The sequence below is a fragment of the Pseudomonas sp. 3HC3 genome, from assembly GCF_044904505.1.
Taxonomy (GTDB): domain Bacteria; phylum Pseudomonadota; class Gammaproteobacteria; order Pseudomonadales; family Pseudomonadaceae; genus Aquipseudomonas; species Aquipseudomonas putida_Y.
Genome location: NZ_JADDRH010000002.1, coordinates 309302 through 322568, shown reverse-complemented (window position 1 = coordinate 322568; position 13267 = coordinate 309302). Strand labels below are relative to the sequence as shown.

The following is a 13267-nucleotide window of genomic DNA, read 5'->3' as shown; positions in this document are numbered from 1 at the left end:
GCAAACCTTGACGCCAACCGGCTGTCGGTTTCGTGCAACAGGTTATTTCAAACCTTTTCAGGAGCAGCATTCATGGCTTACTGGCTGATGAAATCCGAGCCCGACGAGCTCTCCATCGAAGCCCTCGCACGCTTGGGTGAAGCGCGCTGGGACGGCGTGCGCAACTATCAGGCGCGTAATTTTCTGCGGGCCATGAGCGTGGGTGACGAATTTTTCTTCTACCACTCCAGCTGCCCGCAACCCGGCATCGCCGGCATTGCCAGAATCACCCGTGCGGCCTACCCGGACCCTACCGCGCTGGAGCCGGAAAGCCATTATCACGATGCCAAGGCCACGACCGACAAGAACCCCTGGAGCGCAGTGGATGTGGCCCACGTACAAACCTTCCCAAGGGTGCTGGAACTGGGGAGGCTGAAACAGCAGGCCGGGCTGGTCGAGTTGCCGCTGGTGCAAAAAGGCAGCCGCCTGTCGGTCATGCCGGTAACGCCCGAGCAGTGGGCGGTGATTGTCGCGTTGCGCTGAATGCGCAGCTAAGGTCAAGGGCTTGACCAATATCAACACGCCACACATGGCCGCAAGGCATGATGGACCGTGCATGACCGCAAGGATGCAGAACGATGAACCGATACGCCCCTAGAATCTTCGCCACTGCACTGATCGCACTGCTCGTTGCAGCCGGCGGGCTGGGGTACTGGAAGTCGCTCCACGACCAGTTGCCCGAAGGCCTGAGCATGGGCAACGGCCGGCTTGAAGCCACCGAAGTGCAGATCGCCAGCAAGATCCCGGGTCGCCTGGCCGAAGTACTGGTCGATGAAGGCGACAACGTTACCCGTGGTCAGCTACTGGCACGCATCGACACCCGTACCATGGAAGCCCAGCGCAGCCAGGCCGAAGCCGAAGTGCTGCGCGCCCGGGAAAACTACGCCGCCGCCCAGGCCAGCGTGCAACTGCGCCAGAGTGAACTGCTATTGGCCAGCCAGGAGCTCAAGCGCGTGCGCGAAATTTTCCAGCGCAAGTACGCCAGCCAGCAGTTGCTCGACCAACAGCAGGCGCGCTTTGACACAGCCAACGCAGCAGTGGTCGCTGCCCGCGCCCAACTGGCAGCGATCAAGGCTGCAATCGGCGCCGCCGAAGCTCAAGTGGCACAGCTTACCAGCGAAATCGACGACAGCAGCCTGCGTGCGCCCATCAACGGCATCATCCAGCTGCGCCTGGCCGAACCCGGTGAAGTGCTGGGTGCCGGCGGCCGCGTCCTGATGCTGATCGACCCCAGCGACCAGTACATGAACCTGTACCTGCCGGCGTCCACCAGCGGCCGGCTGACCGTAGGCGATCAGGCGCGCATCGTGCTCGACGCCCTGCCCGAGCGCGCGCTGCCGGCCAAGGTGGCCTTTGTTGCCGCCAAGGCCCAGTTCACCCCCAAACAGGTGGAAACCCGCGACGAACGGCAAAAGCTGGTGTTCCGGGTCAAACTGCGCCTGAGCGACCCGGGCGCCGTGCCGCAAGCCAAACCAGGCATGCCAGGCGCCGGCTATGTACGCACGGCTGAAGTGGACTGGCCGGCCAACCTGCAATGAACGCCCCGGCACTGCTGGCCGAAGGCATCAGCCACCGTTACGGCGACCTGGCAGCCCTGCACCCGCTAGGCTTCAGCCTGCCGGTGGGCACCCGCTGCGCGCTGATCGGCCCCGACGGGGCCGGCAAATCGACCCTGCTGGGGCTGATCGCCGGCGTAAAACGCCTGCAGCAGGGGGAGTTGCAGGTGCTGGGCGGCTCGATCCGCCAACGCCGCCATCGCACGGCGCTATACCCCAAAGTAGCGTTCATGCCGCAGGGGCTGGGCAACAACCTGTACCCGGAACTGTCGATCAGCGAGAACATCCGCTTTTTCGCCACCCTGTTCGGGCTGGGCCGCCGCGAGTGTGAGCAGCGTATGGCCAATCTGTTGCAGGCCACCGACCTGCAGCGCTTTGCCCAGCGCCCGGCCGGCAAGCTGTCGGGTGGCATGAAGCAGAAGCTGGGTCTTTGCTGCGCGCTGATCCACGAGCCAGACCTGCTTATCCTGGACGAGCCGACCACCGGCGTCGACCCACTGTCGCGGCGGCGCTTCTGGGAGCTGGTTGAGCAGGTTCGCGTACAACGCCCGCAACTGACCCTGCTGGTGGCTACCGCCTACATGGAAGAAGCCGAACAGTTCGAGCATTGCCTGATGCTCGATGGCGGCCGGCTGCTGGCCGCCGGCCCTAGCCACGAACTGGCTGCGGTAACCCCCAGCGGCAAGCTGGATGACGCCTTTACCCACTACCAGGGCGCTGGCAAGACGCAGCATCAACCACTGGCAATCCCGCCGCGCCAAGCCACGGACGGCCCGGTCGCCATCGAGGCGCACGACCTGACCCTGCGCTTTGGCGACTTCACAGCGGTGAACAAGGTCAGTTTCGCCATTGGCCGTGGGGAGATCTTCGGCTTCCTGGGTTCCAACGGTTGCGGCAAGACCACCACTATGAAAGTGCTCACCGGCCTGATGCCGGCCAGCGAGGGCAGCGCCAGCCTGCTGGGTCGCCCGGTGGACGCCAGCGACCTGGCCACACGCAAGCGAGTCGGCTTCATGTCGCAGAGTTTCTCTCTGTATGGCGAGCTCAGCACCCGGCAGAACCTGGCCCTGCATGCCCGCCTGTTCGACTTGCCCAAAGCCGAGAGCGCCCAGCGCATCGATGAGCTGATCGAGCGCTTCGACCTCGCCGCTATCGCAGACCAACCGTCTGGCGCCCTGCCCCTTGGTTTGCGCCAGCGTCTGTCGCTGGCAGTGGCGGTTCTGCATCGCCCGGAAGTCTTGATCCTCGACGAGCCGACCTCCGGCGTCGACCCGGCCGCCCGCGACGACTTCTGGCGCCTGCTGGTAGAACTGTCGCGCGAGCAGGGCGTGACCATTTTCCTCTCCACCCACTTCATGAACGAAGCCCAGCGCTGCGATCGTATTTCGCTGATGCACGCTGGGCGGGTGCTGGCCTGCGACACACCCGAAGCCCTGCAGCATCAGTACCAGGGCGCCACGCTGGAGGACGCGTTCGTCCGCTGCCTGGAGCAGGCCCAGGAGCTGGCGCCAGCCGCCACCGACAGCTGCGTGCTGGAACAGGCGCCCACTCCCACCCTGCCGCTACGCCAGGGTTTCAGCCTGCGCCGCCTGCTGGCAGTGGCCGGCCGTGAGGGCAAAGAGCTGCTGCGCGACAAGGTGCGCCTGGCCTTCGCCTTACTGGGTGCACTGTTCATGATGGTGATCTTCGGCTACGGCATTTCACTGGATGTGGAAAACCTCGCCTTCGCCGTGCACGATCAGGACCAGAGCCCGCAAAGTCGCGCCTACCTCGAAGCCTTCCGTGGCTCACGTTACTTCGCTGAACAAGCGCCGATCCGCGACAGCAGAGAGCTGCACCAACGCCTGCAACGCTCGGAAATCAAACTGGCACTGGAGATTCCGCCCGGCTTTGGCCGCGACCTGTATGCAGGGCGCCAGCCGGTGGTGGCCGCCTGGCTCGACGGTGGCATGCCGTTCCGCGCAGAAACCAGCCGCAACTACGTGGAAGCCGTGCACCAGGCCAACCTTGAGCAACTGGCACAGGCCAGCCCACAGCCGCAGCCGCGCCAGGACCCAGTGCGCCTGGAAACGCGTTTCCGCTACAACCAGGATGTGGTCAGCGTGAACGCCATCGGCCCTGGCGTAATGGCGCTGATACTGGCCTTCATTCCGGCCATGCTCACTGCGCTGGGCATCGTGCGCGAGAAGGAGCTCGGCTCCATCACCAACTTCTACGCCACACCCCTCACCCGCCTGGAGTTCCTGCTTGGCAAGCAGATGCCCTACCTGGCTGTGAGCCTGGTCAACCTGGCGCTGTTGGTGGCGATGAACCGCTGGCTGTTCGCCGTACCGCTCAAGGGCAGCGTACTGGCCCTGGCGTGTGGCGGCATGGCCTACCTGCTGGCAACCACCAGCCTGGGCCTGCTGATCTCGGCATTCACCCGCACCCAGATCGCCGCCATTCTCGGCACCATGATCATTACCAGCCTGCCGACCATCCAGTTTTCCGGGCTGATCGTGCCACGCTCGTCGCTAGACGGCGCAGCAGCGGTGATGGGCCAGTTGTTCCCGGCGGGCTACTTCCTCGACATCGCAGTCGGCACCTTCACCAAGGCGTTAGGCTTGCGCGAGTTGTGGCCGCAGTGCCTGATCCTGCTGAGCTTCTTTGCCGCATTCACTGGCCTGAGCCTGGCAATGCTGAAGAAGCAGGAGGCCTGACATGTCGCGCCTGAACCACACACTGCGCCTGGGTCTGAAAGAACTGACCAGCCTGCGCCATGACAGCGTACTGCTGCTGTTCCTGCTATATGCCTTCAGCGTGGCGATCTACATGCCGGCAGCCGGCTCGGTGATCGGCGTACACAACGCCAGCGTGGCGGTGGTGGATGAAGACCATAGCCTGCTCTCGCGCAAGCTCAGCGAAGCCCTGCAACCCCCCGAGTTCCAGCCAGCCGTGCCGCTGCCCCCGCAGCGCCTGGACCAGGCCATGGACAGCGGCCAGTACACCTTCGTCATCAACGTACCGGTGAACTTCCAGAGCGACCTGCTGGCCGGGCGCTCGCCGGAGCTGCAGATCAACGTCGACGCCACGGCCATGAGCCAAGCATTCATGGGCGCCGGCTACATCGGCCGCATCTTCGAGCGTGAGCTGCTCGACTACAGCCAGCGTGGCAACGTGCAAAGCCCGGTGCTAATCAACCCCAAGGCGCTGTTCAACCCCAACCTAGAGGGGGGCTGGTTTCTGGCAGTGATCCAGATCGTCAACAACATCACCATCCTGGCGATCATCCTCACCGGCACCGCGCTGCTGCGCGAGCGTGAGCACGGCACCCTCGACCACCTGCTGGTGCTGCCGCTGACCGCGCTGGAGATCATGCTGGCCAAGATCGGCAGCAACGCGCTGGTGGTGGTGATCTGCACCTGGATTTCGTTGGTGGTAGTCGTCAAAGGTGCACTGGGCGTGCCGCTGTCTGGCTCGATGGGGCTGTTCCTGGCTGTGACCGCGCTGTACCTGTTCGCCAGTACTGCGCTGGGCATTTTCCTCGCCACCCTGGCGCGCTCGACGCCGCAGTTCGGCCTGCTGGCGATCCCGGTGATCATTCCGATGCTGTTGCTGTCCGGCGGCAGCACACCACTGGACAGCATGCCGCAGTGGCTGCAGTGGGTGATGCAAGGGTCACCCTCAACGCACTTTGTCAGCCTGAGTGCCGCAATCCTGTTCCGGGATGCCGGGTGGGCGGTGGTATGGCCGGATATCCTGGCGCTGACGCTGATCGGCCTGGTGTTCTTCAGCGTGGCCCTCGCGCGGTTCCGCCGTACCCTGGCGTCCTGAAGGCATGCGCGAGCGTCCGCCGAAAATTGGAAAACTGGCACAAAGACAAAGGGCGCCTTTCGGCGCCCTACTCACAGACAGGTCGACTTGTCATCGCCATATACCTGCCCGGCTCTGTAATTGCTGGTTGAACCAGGATCCTCAGAGTCTTACAAGCCCCTTGCGGGAACAGGCTGATTATCACGCATCGAGCGTAACATTGACAACAGACCGCTCTGTTGCTGGATGTGTGAAACCCAGCGTAAAGCCAACTGCAGCCCTCACGGCGGCGAAATGCTCTGGCCGCATTGTAAAGGTCATGTATTCCCGACCACTTCCTTGCCGCGATTTGACCCGACATCTGTCCAATCTGGAGGTAGCCACCGTGTAGATCATGTCGCACTTGGCCCAGCATGTCAGGGCCGAACCAGGCAGATAACTCGGCAGCACAACGTGATGCCCTGCCATGTGATCCGGTGCAGTGGTACTCAACGGGACTATCGTCACTAACTGGCGATTTTGACTGTGCTTGCGAAGAACGACCACGGGACGCACCTTGATCATTTCAGGCACTTGAAAGCCTGAAAAGTCGCACATCAGTACAGTCGCCTCTTTCGGCTGGTACTTCAAAGCCATTGCCAACACTCTCGAGCAACTGAAGACAAGGCACAATCTAGCTTGGCCATGGCCCCAAAAACTGAAAACTGGCGGGCTTACAGGAAAGACAGAAGGGTCCTACACACGGGGTAAGCCTGAATTCAATCCGACTTACCAGTGATGGACCTCACACTGTTTCAGGTCACTGCACAATCAGGTTGTTGAACAGCAGGTCCTCAACGATCGGCTTGCCCTCTTCCGCCTCCAGCACCTGCTGCACCTGTTTCAGCGCCTCTTGGCGAAGATGCTCCTTGGCCTCGACGTTGCTCATGCTGTCCACCGTCTGCTGGGTGAACAGTGCCACCAGCTGGTTACGGATCAGCGGTTCGTGGTGTTTCACCGTCTTGGCCGCTTCGTCACCCGTCACGCGCAGGGCCACGTCAGCCTTGTACACGCGCAGCCGCGGGCTGCCGTCGAGCGCATAGTTGCCAACAAAGGGCGGGCTCAGACTGATGTAGGCGACCTTGGGCGCCCCTTCCTTGGCTTCTTCGGCCATGGCCGCAGCCGGCAGCAGCAGCGCCAGCACCATCAAGATCCACGCTTTCACGAATTCGCTCCTCAATACAATTGGCGCCAGCTTACCCAGCACACCGCTCAAACCCAAGCCCGGGCTTATGCCGCCCCATCAGGGCGGGCCATGCTCGTTGACCCGCCAAGCGGCCCTCCTACACTTATCGGCCACTACCCGCAAAGGAATAGCCCCGATGAAAGCTGTGTTGTGCAAAACCCTGGGTCCAGCGCGCAACCTGGTGCTGGAAGAGGTGGCCAACCCACTGCCGAAGAAAAACGAGATTCTGCTGGACGTGCAGGCTGCTGGGGTCAACTTCCCCGACACCTTGATCATCGAAGGCAAGTACCAGTTCCAGCCACCGCTGCCGTTCTCTCCAGGTGGCGAGGCAGCGGGCGTGGTGGCCGCCGTCGGCGAAAAGGCCGGCGCGTTCAAGGTAGGCGACCGGGTCATGGCGCTCACCGGCTGGGGGGCGTTCGCCGAGCAAGTGGCGGTGCCGTTCTATAACGTTCTGCCGATCCCGGCGAGCATGGACTTCACCACCGCTGCGGCCTTCGGCATGACCTACGGCACCTCGATGCACGCCCTTCGCCAGCGTGGCCAGTTGCAAGCAGGCGAGACTCTGCTGGTACTGGGCGCTTCCGGTGGGGTCGGCCTGGCGGCGGTGGAGATCGGCAAGGCCATGGGCGCGCGAGTGATCGCGGCGGCCAGCAGTGCCGAGAAACTGGCCGTGGCCAAGGCTGCCGGGGCGGATGAACTGATCGATTACAGCCAGGCCAACCTGCGCGAAGAAATCAAACGCCTGACCGGCGGCCAGGGCGTGGACGTGATCTACGACCCGGTCGGAGGCGAGCTGTTCGAACAAGCGGTGCGCGGGTTGGCCTGGAATGGCAGGCTGCTGGTGGTGGGTTTTGCCAGCGGCAGCATTCCACAGCTAGCGGCCAACCTGGTGCTGCTCAAGGGCGCGGCGGTACTGGGCGTGTTCTGGGGGGCATTTGCCCAGCGCCAGCCGGAGGACAATGCCGCCAACTTCCGCCAGCTGTTTGCCTGGCATGCCGAGGGCAAGTTGAAGCCGCTGGTGTCGCAGACTTATCCACTGGCAGAGGCTGGGGCCGCGATTGAGAAACTGGGGCAACGGCAGGCTGTGGGTAAGTTGGTGGTGGTGGCCAGGTAAGGCAGGACCCGCGAATACGGTGGTGACGGCAACGGTGAACGGCGGGTGGAATTGGCCGGCAGGCCCGGCCCTTTCGCGGGTAAACCCGCTCCTACAGGCGACCGCGCAGGGTTTACCCGCGAAGAGGCCGGAACAGGTTGTTCACACTTCGCGCAGATTATGGCAACGCCTGAATCGCGCCTCCAGATTGCGATCGGGCATCTGGTGACTGCGCAGTGCATTCAAGGTCTGCTCGACATAGTCGCGCGTGGTGCCATAACGCCCCTTGGCACTGGCCAGGATCTGGCTGAGCAAGGTATCCGGCAAGTTGCCGGCATAGCACGGCAAATGCCGCTCCAGCACAAAGCCCAAGGCCTGCACCTTGCTACCATCGCCCAGGCGGCAGTGGAGCCAGTGCGGCCGGTAGGCCGGATACGGCATCTCGCGTTGCCACAGAGCCATCAGTGAATCGTCCAGGTTGCGCTCATCCAGCCGGTAGGCAAAACCGCTGCAGGAACCACCGCGGTCCAGGCCAAACACCAGGCCGGGGGTTTCCGGGGTGCCGCGATGTTCATGCGACCACAGGTACAAGCCACGGTGATAACCATGTACCCGCGCGCGCTGGCGCTCCACCGAATTGCACTCCGGGCGCCAGATCAACGAGCCATAGGCAAACAGCCACACCGGCCCGCCCTGATGCCTGGACATGGTTGTCTTCATGGAGCTGAACAACTGTTCGCGAGTATGTTGCTGACCGAAATCGAGTGCTGGAGGGTATGAAACTTCCCAAGACATACTTTCAAGAGCCGACATAAGCTGCCGCCATTATTCCTGTGAACTACGGAGGTAGCGAGATTCGATTACGCTGCGGCCCGAGGCCGCTTTACCAAGGGCGCTTGCAGTAACCATAGGCCAGAATTGCAGGAATACTCAAGCCCTTGAGCACGCGTTTCATGCACGGCTCCGACGACTGGAAAGTACTGTTTCAGCAACGGTGAAAGTTATTGGCCAAGGCGGTAATAATTACCGCCTTATACCCATACTTTCAAACTTCGGTTATTAACCGCGCGGCGCGTAGGCGAACACATCGGCACGCATGCGGTGCGCATCCATACCGGCTTCGACCAGGGCGTCGAGTGTGGCGTAGATCATGTTCGGTGAGCCGCTGGCATACACATGCACGCTATTGAGGTCGGCAATATCTTCGCAGACCGCTTCATGCAGCATGCCGCAACGGCCTTCCCAACCGCACAGGTCGCTGACCACTTGATGCAGGAACAGGTTGGGCAGGCGCTGCCATTCGTCCCAGTGCTCGATCTGGTAGAAGTCCTCAGGCCGGCGCACACCCCAGTACAGGTGCACTGGGTGCTTGAAGCCCTGGGCCCGGCAGTGCTCGACCAGGCTGTGCATCTGGCCCATGCCGGTGCCGGCGGCAATCAGCACCAGCGGCCCGTCGGGCAGCTCGGCCAGGTGGGTGTCGCCAAACGGCATTTCGATGCGCGCCAAGCCATCTCGCCTGAGCTGGTCGATCAGTTGCACCGCACTGGGTTCACGCGCCAGCACATGCAGCTCCAGCTCACGCCCGGCATGTGGCGCGGATGCCAGCGAGAAGGCCGCCTGCTTGCCGCCCTCACGTTCGATCATCAGGTATTGCCCTGCGTGGTAGCGCAGTGGCTTGCCGGCAGGCGCACGCAGGCGCACCCGCCAGACGTCGCCACCGACGTCGACGCACTCACTGACGCTGCACGCCAGCTTGCGCACTGGCAGCTCGCCCAAGGCAAGCACACCGTCCCAGAGCAACACGCAGTCCTCCAGCGGTTCGGCAATGCAGGTGAACAACTCGCCATGGTCGCGGACTTCGCCATCCTGGCGCACCCGCCCTTCAACCAACAACGCGGCGCAAACATGGCAATTGCCATTGCGGCAGCTGTTTGGGCAGTCATAGCCCAGCCGACGCGCCCCATCCAGGATCCGTTCCCCGGGTTCAAGCGCCAGCACCGCCCCGGACGGCTGCAACGTTACCTGCATCAATCTATTCCCAACTGATCCCACAGCTCATCGATACGGCGGGTGACGGCCTCATCCTTGACGATGACCCGGCCCCATTCGCGTGTAGTCTCGCCCGGCCACTTGTGAGTAGCGTCCAGGCCCATCTTCGAACCCAGCCCCGACACCGGTGACGCAAAGTCCAGGTAGTCGATCGGGGTGTTGTCGATCATTACCGTATCACGCTTGGGGTCCATGCGCGTGGTAATGGCCCAGATCACATCGTTCCAGTCACGGGCGTTGATATCGTCATCGGTGACAATAACGAATTTGGTGTACATGAACTGTCGCAGGAACGACCACACACCCAGCATTACGCGCTTGGCGTGGCCTGGGTACTGCTTCTTCATGGTCACCACCGCCATGCGGTACGAGCAGCCTTCCGGCGGCAGGTAGAAGTCAGTGATTTCCGGGAACTGCTTCTGCAGGATCGGCACGAAGACTTCGTTCAGCGCCACGCCGAGAATGGCCGGCTCATCTGGCGGCCGGCCGGTGTAGGTACTGTGGTAGATCGGTTTTTGCCGGTGGGTGATGCGCTCGACGGTGAACACCGGGAAACTGTCCACTTCGTTGTAGTAGCCCGTGTGGTCGCCGTACGGGCCTTCCGGGGCCATTTCGCCCGGGTGGATCACCCCTTCCAGGATGATCTCGGCGGTTGCCGGTACCTGCAGGTTACTGCCGCGGCACTTGACCAGCTCGGTGCGGTTGCCTCGCAGCAGGCCGGCGAAGGCGTACTCGGAGAGGGTGTCCGGTACCGGGGTCACGGCGCCGAGAATGGTCGCTGGGTCAGCGCCCAGCGCCACGGCGACCGGAAACGGCTGGCCGGGGTTTTTCTCGCACCACTCTCGGTAGTCGAGGGCGCCGCCACGATGGCTGAGCCAGCGCATGATCACCTTGTTGCGGCCGATCACCTGCTGGCGATAGATGCCCAGGTTCTGACGGTCCTTGTTCGGCCCACGGGTAACGGTGAGGCCCCAGGTAATCAGCGGCGCCACGTCGCCAGGCCAGCAGTGCTGAATCGGCAGTGCGCCGAGGTCGACATCGTCACCCTCGACCACCACTTCCTGACACACCGCGTCCTTGACCACTTTGGGCGCCATCGACACGACCTTCTTGAAGATCGGCAGCTTCGACCAGGCGTCCTTCAGGCCCTTGGGCGGCTCGGGCTCCTTGAGGAAGGCCAGCAGCTTGCCGATTTCCCGCAGTTCGCTGACCGACTCGGCGCCCATGCCCATGGCCACCCGCTCCGGGGTACCGAACAGGTTGCCCAGCACGGGGATGTCGAAACCGGTGGGCTTCTCGAACAACAATGCCGGGCCCTTGGCGCGCAGGGTGCGGTCGCAGACCTCGGTCATTTCCAGGACGGGGGAGATCGGTACCTGGATGCGCTTGAGTTCGCCGCGCTGTTCCAGGCCACGAATGAAGTCGCGCAAGTCGCGATACTGCATGCAGGAGCCTCGTGTTGGCCGTATCGGTCGGGGTGCAGAGTGTAGCGCCGTTCGAGGCCTGTTTGGGGGCAAAAATGCACTGGGGCCGCCTTGCGCCCCTTCGCAGGCACGCCCGCCCCCACAAGGATTGTATTTAACCTGTGGGAGCGGGCGTGCCCGCGAAGGGCCGCAAGGCGGCCCCAATTACTGCCTGATCGGGAAGCTTACTTGCGCTTCATCGACAGGAAGAACTCATCGTTGGTCTTGGTCTGCTTGAGCTTGTCGACCAGAAACTCGATGGCGGCGATTTCGTCCATCGGGTGCAGCAGCTTGCGCAGAATCCACATACGCTGCAGTTCGTCGTCAGCGGTCAGCAACTCTTCGCGGCGGGTGCCGGAACGGTTGATGTTGATGGCCGGGAACACACGCTTCTCGGCGATGCGGCGGTCCAGCGGCAGCTCCATGTTGCCGGTGCCCTTGAACTCTTCGTAGATCACTTCGTCCATCTTCGAGCCGGTTTCAACCAGCGCAGTGGCGATAATGGTCAGCGAGCCGCCCTCCTCGATGTTACGCGCAGCACCGAAGAAGCGCTTGGGCTTCTCGAGGGCGTGAGCGTCGACACCACCGGTCAGCACCTTGCCGGAGCTCGGGATCACGGTGTTGTAGGCACGTGCCAGTCGAGTGATCGAGTCCAGCAGGATAACCACGTCTTTCTTGTGCTCGACCAGGCGCTTGGCCTTCTCGATCACCATTTCGGCAACCTGCACGTGGCGGGTTGGCGGCTCGTCGAAGGTGGAGGCAACCACTTCGCCACGCACGGTGCGCTGCATTTCGGTCACTTCTTCCGGGCGCTCGTCGATCAGCAGGACGATCAGGTGGCACTCGGGGTTGTTGCGGGTGATATTGGCCGCAATGTTCTGCAGCATGATCGTCTTACCGGCTTTCGGCGGGGCAACGATCAGGCCGCGCTGGCCTTTGCCGATCGGGGCGCACAGGTCGATGACGCGACCGGTCAAGTCCTCGGTGGAGCCGTTACCGGCCTCCATCTTCAGGCGCTTGTTCGGGAACAGCGGCGTCAGGTTTTCGAACAGGATCTTGTTCTTCGCGTTTTCCGGGCGGTCGAAGTTGATGGTATCGACCTTCAGCAGGGCGAAGTAACGCTCCCCTTCCTTCGGTGGGCGGATCTTGCCGACGATGGTGTCGCCGGTACGCAGGTTGAAACGGCGGATCTGGCTGGGCGAGACATAGATATCGTCTGGGCCGGCCAGGTAGGACGCATCAGCCGAACGCAGGAAACCGAAACCATCCTGGAGAATCTCCAGCACGCCGTCACCCGAGATCTCTTCGCCGCTTTTCGCATGCTTCTTCAGCAGGGCGAAAATCACGTCCTGTTTGCGCGAACGGGCCATGTTTTCGATGCCCATCTGTTCGGCCATTTCCAAAAGATCGGTAATCGGCTTTTGCTTGAGTTCAGTCAGGTTCATAAGGGGAATGACGTAATCATGTAAGAAGGGAGAATTAAGCTTCTGGCTTAATGAGGCCGCGCCGCTGGATGGCGACAGGATCGCGTACTGATTCGAATTAGGGATGCTTCGGCGACGGCATGTAGAGGGCACTGGAAAAGCAGTGCGAGGCCGAATGTAACACTTGCTTTTTTCTGCGTCTAGTGCTCTGAAAAAGAAAAGCCCCGCATTTGCGGGGCCTTTTCACATCACAGGTGGGCGTCGAGGAATGCGGCCAACTGCGATTTGGACAGTGCACCAACCTTGGTGGCTTCGACGTTGCCGTTCTTGAACAGCATCAGCGTCGGGATACCACGCACACCGTGCTTGGCCGGGGTTTCCTGATTCTCGTCGATATTCAGCTTGGCGACGGTCAGTTTGCCCTCGTAGGTGGAAGCGATGTCGTCCAGAACCGGAGCGATCATCTTGCATGGACCGCACCATTCAGCCCAGTAGTCGACCAGTACCGCGCCTTCGGCCTTCAGGACATCGGCTTCGAAGGAGGCGTCGGTGACATGTTTGATCAGATCGCTGCTCATGGATATCTCCAGGGTCGTAAGCAAAAAACGTGGCCCATGATAGCCGCA

At 62.3% G+C, this 13267-nt stretch carries 12 protein-coding genes; 5 read left to right on the top strand and 7 right to left on the bottom strand.

All coding sequences use genetic code 11. From position 1 onward, the window contains the following. The first annotated feature begins 72 nt into the window (after positions 1-72). The 4 genes from INQ47_RS06125 to INQ47_RS06110 all read left to right on the top strand — a co-directional run bounded on the left by INQ47_RS06125 (position 73) and on the right by INQ47_RS06110 (position 5408). On the top strand, positions 73-522 hold the full coding sequence (locus tag INQ47_RS06125) for an EVE domain-containing protein (protein ID WP_404701326.1): 450 nt from the start codon (positions 73-75) through the stop codon (positions 520-522). Between the two features lie 95 nt (positions 523-617). Next, positions 618-1577, top strand: coding sequence for an HlyD family secretion protein (locus INQ47_RS06120; RefSeq protein WP_021783530.1), 960 nt, complete (start codon positions 618-620; stop codon positions 1575-1577). Next, positions 1574-4294, top strand: a complete 2721-nt coding sequence (rbbA, locus tag INQ47_RS06115; protein ID WP_404701325.1) for a ribosome-associated ATPase/putative transporter RbbA — start codon at positions 1574-1576, stop codon at positions 4292-4294. The genes INQ47_RS06120 and rbbA overlap by 4 nt, the downstream gene beginning before the upstream one ends. Before the next feature lies 1 nt (position 4295). Continuing rightward, entirely contained in the window at positions 4296-5408 is a 1113-nt protein-coding gene (locus INQ47_RS06110; protein ID WP_101196396.1) for an ABC transporter permease, read from the top strand. 180 nt (positions 5409-5588) lie between these two features. Here the strand turns inward: INQ47_RS06110 and INQ47_RS06105 are convergent, their stop codons facing one another. Both INQ47_RS06105 and INQ47_RS06100 read right to left on the bottom strand, forming a co-directional pair. Next, a complete protein-coding gene (locus INQ47_RS06105) occupies positions 5589-6023 on the bottom strand; it encodes a type II toxin-antitoxin system PemK/MazF family toxin (protein WP_060489058.1) in 435 nt (144 codons plus the stop codon). 163 nt (positions 6024-6186) lie between these two features. Next, positions 6187-6591, bottom strand: a complete 405-nt coding sequence (locus INQ47_RS06100) for a flagellar basal body-associated protein FliL (protein ID WP_021783527.1) — start codon at positions 6589-6591, stop codon at positions 6187-6189. Between the two features lie 157 nt (positions 6592-6748). Between INQ47_RS06100 and INQ47_RS06095 the strand changes: the two genes are divergently transcribed. Further along, positions 6749-7726, top strand: coding sequence for an NADPH:quinone oxidoreductase family protein (locus tag INQ47_RS06095; protein ID WP_404701324.1), 978 nt, complete (start codon positions 6749-6751; stop codon positions 7724-7726). Between the two features lie 141 nt (positions 7727-7867). On the opposite strand, the gene INQ47_RS06090 is transcribed toward INQ47_RS06095, so the two are convergent. The 5 genes from INQ47_RS06090 to trxA form a co-directional block, all read right to left on the bottom strand. After that, complete coding sequence (locus INQ47_RS06090; RefSeq protein ID WP_021783525.1) at positions 7868-8518, bottom strand: gamma-glutamylcyclotransferase; 651 nt, start codon at positions 8516-8518, stop codon at positions 7868-7870. A gap of 246 nt (positions 8519-8764) precedes the next feature. After that, positions 8765-9733 carry a CDP-6-deoxy-delta-3,4-glucoseen reductase gene (locus INQ47_RS06085; protein WP_010955736.1) on the bottom strand — a complete coding sequence of 323 codons (969 nt, stop codon included), beginning with the start codon at positions 9731-9733 and terminating at the stop codon, positions 8765-8767. Further along, on the bottom strand, positions 9733-11199 hold the full coding sequence (gene ubiD / locus INQ47_RS06080) for a 4-hydroxy-3-polyprenylbenzoate decarboxylase (protein ID WP_020192776.1): 1467 nt from the start codon (positions 11197-11199) through the stop codon (positions 9733-9735). Before ubiD ends, INQ47_RS06085 begins: the two co-directional genes overlap by 1 nt. Before the next feature lie 203 nt (positions 11200-11402). Then, the gene (gene rho, locus INQ47_RS06075) at positions 11403-12662 is read right to left on the bottom strand and encodes a transcription termination factor Rho (RefSeq protein ID WP_003253661.1); all 1260 of its coding nucleotides are present in this window, start codon (positions 12660-12662) and stop codon (positions 11403-11405) included. Between the two features lie 227 nt (positions 12663-12889). Then, a complete protein-coding gene (trxA, locus tag INQ47_RS06070) occupies positions 12890-13219 on the bottom strand; it encodes a thioredoxin TrxA (protein WP_003253660.1) in 330 nt (109 codons plus the stop codon). Positions 13220-13267 lie beyond the last annotated feature (48 nt).

Excerpts from the sequence above, each read along its gene's own strand:
- INQ47_RS06125 (WP_404701326.1), top strand. The coding sequence starts at position 73 with ATGGCTTACTGGCTGATGAAATCCGAGCCCGACGAGCTCTCCATCGAA.
- INQ47_RS06120 (WP_021783530.1), top strand. The coding sequence starts at position 618 with ATGAACCGATACGCCCCTAGAATCTTCGCCACTGCACTGATCGCACTG.
- rbbA (WP_404701325.1), top strand. The coding sequence starts at position 1,574 with ATGAACGCCCCGGCACTGCTGGCCGAAGGCATCAGCCACCGTTACGGC.
- INQ47_RS06110 (WP_101196396.1), top strand. The coding sequence starts at position 4,296 with ATGTCGCGCCTGAACCACACACTGCGCCTGGGTCTGAAAGAACTGACC.
- INQ47_RS06105 (WP_060489058.1), bottom strand. The coding sequence starts at position 6,023 with ATGGCTTTGAAGTACCAGCCGAAAGAGGCGACTGTACTGATGTGCGAC.
- INQ47_RS06095 (WP_404701324.1), top strand. The coding sequence starts at position 6,749 with ATGAAAGCTGTGTTGTGCAAAACCCTGGGTCCAGCGCGCAACCTGGTG.
- INQ47_RS06090 (WP_021783525.1), bottom strand. The coding sequence starts at position 8,518 with ATGTCGGCTCTTGAAAGTATGTCTTGGGAAGTTTCATACCCTCCAGCA.
- INQ47_RS06085 (WP_010955736.1), bottom strand. The coding sequence starts at position 9,733 with ATGCAGGTAACGTTGCAGCCGTCCGGGGCGGTGCTGGCGCTTGAACCC.
- ubiD (WP_020192776.1), bottom strand. The coding sequence starts at position 11,199 with ATGCAGTATCGCGACTTGCGCGACTTCATTCGTGGCCTGGAACAGCGC.
- rho (WP_003253661.1), bottom strand. The coding sequence starts at position 12,662 with ATGAACCTGACTGAACTCAAGCAAAAGCCGATTACCGATCTTTTGGAA.
- trxA (WP_003253660.1), bottom strand. The coding sequence starts at position 13,219 with ATGAGCAGCGATCTGATCAAACATGTCACCGACGCCTCCTTCGAAGCC.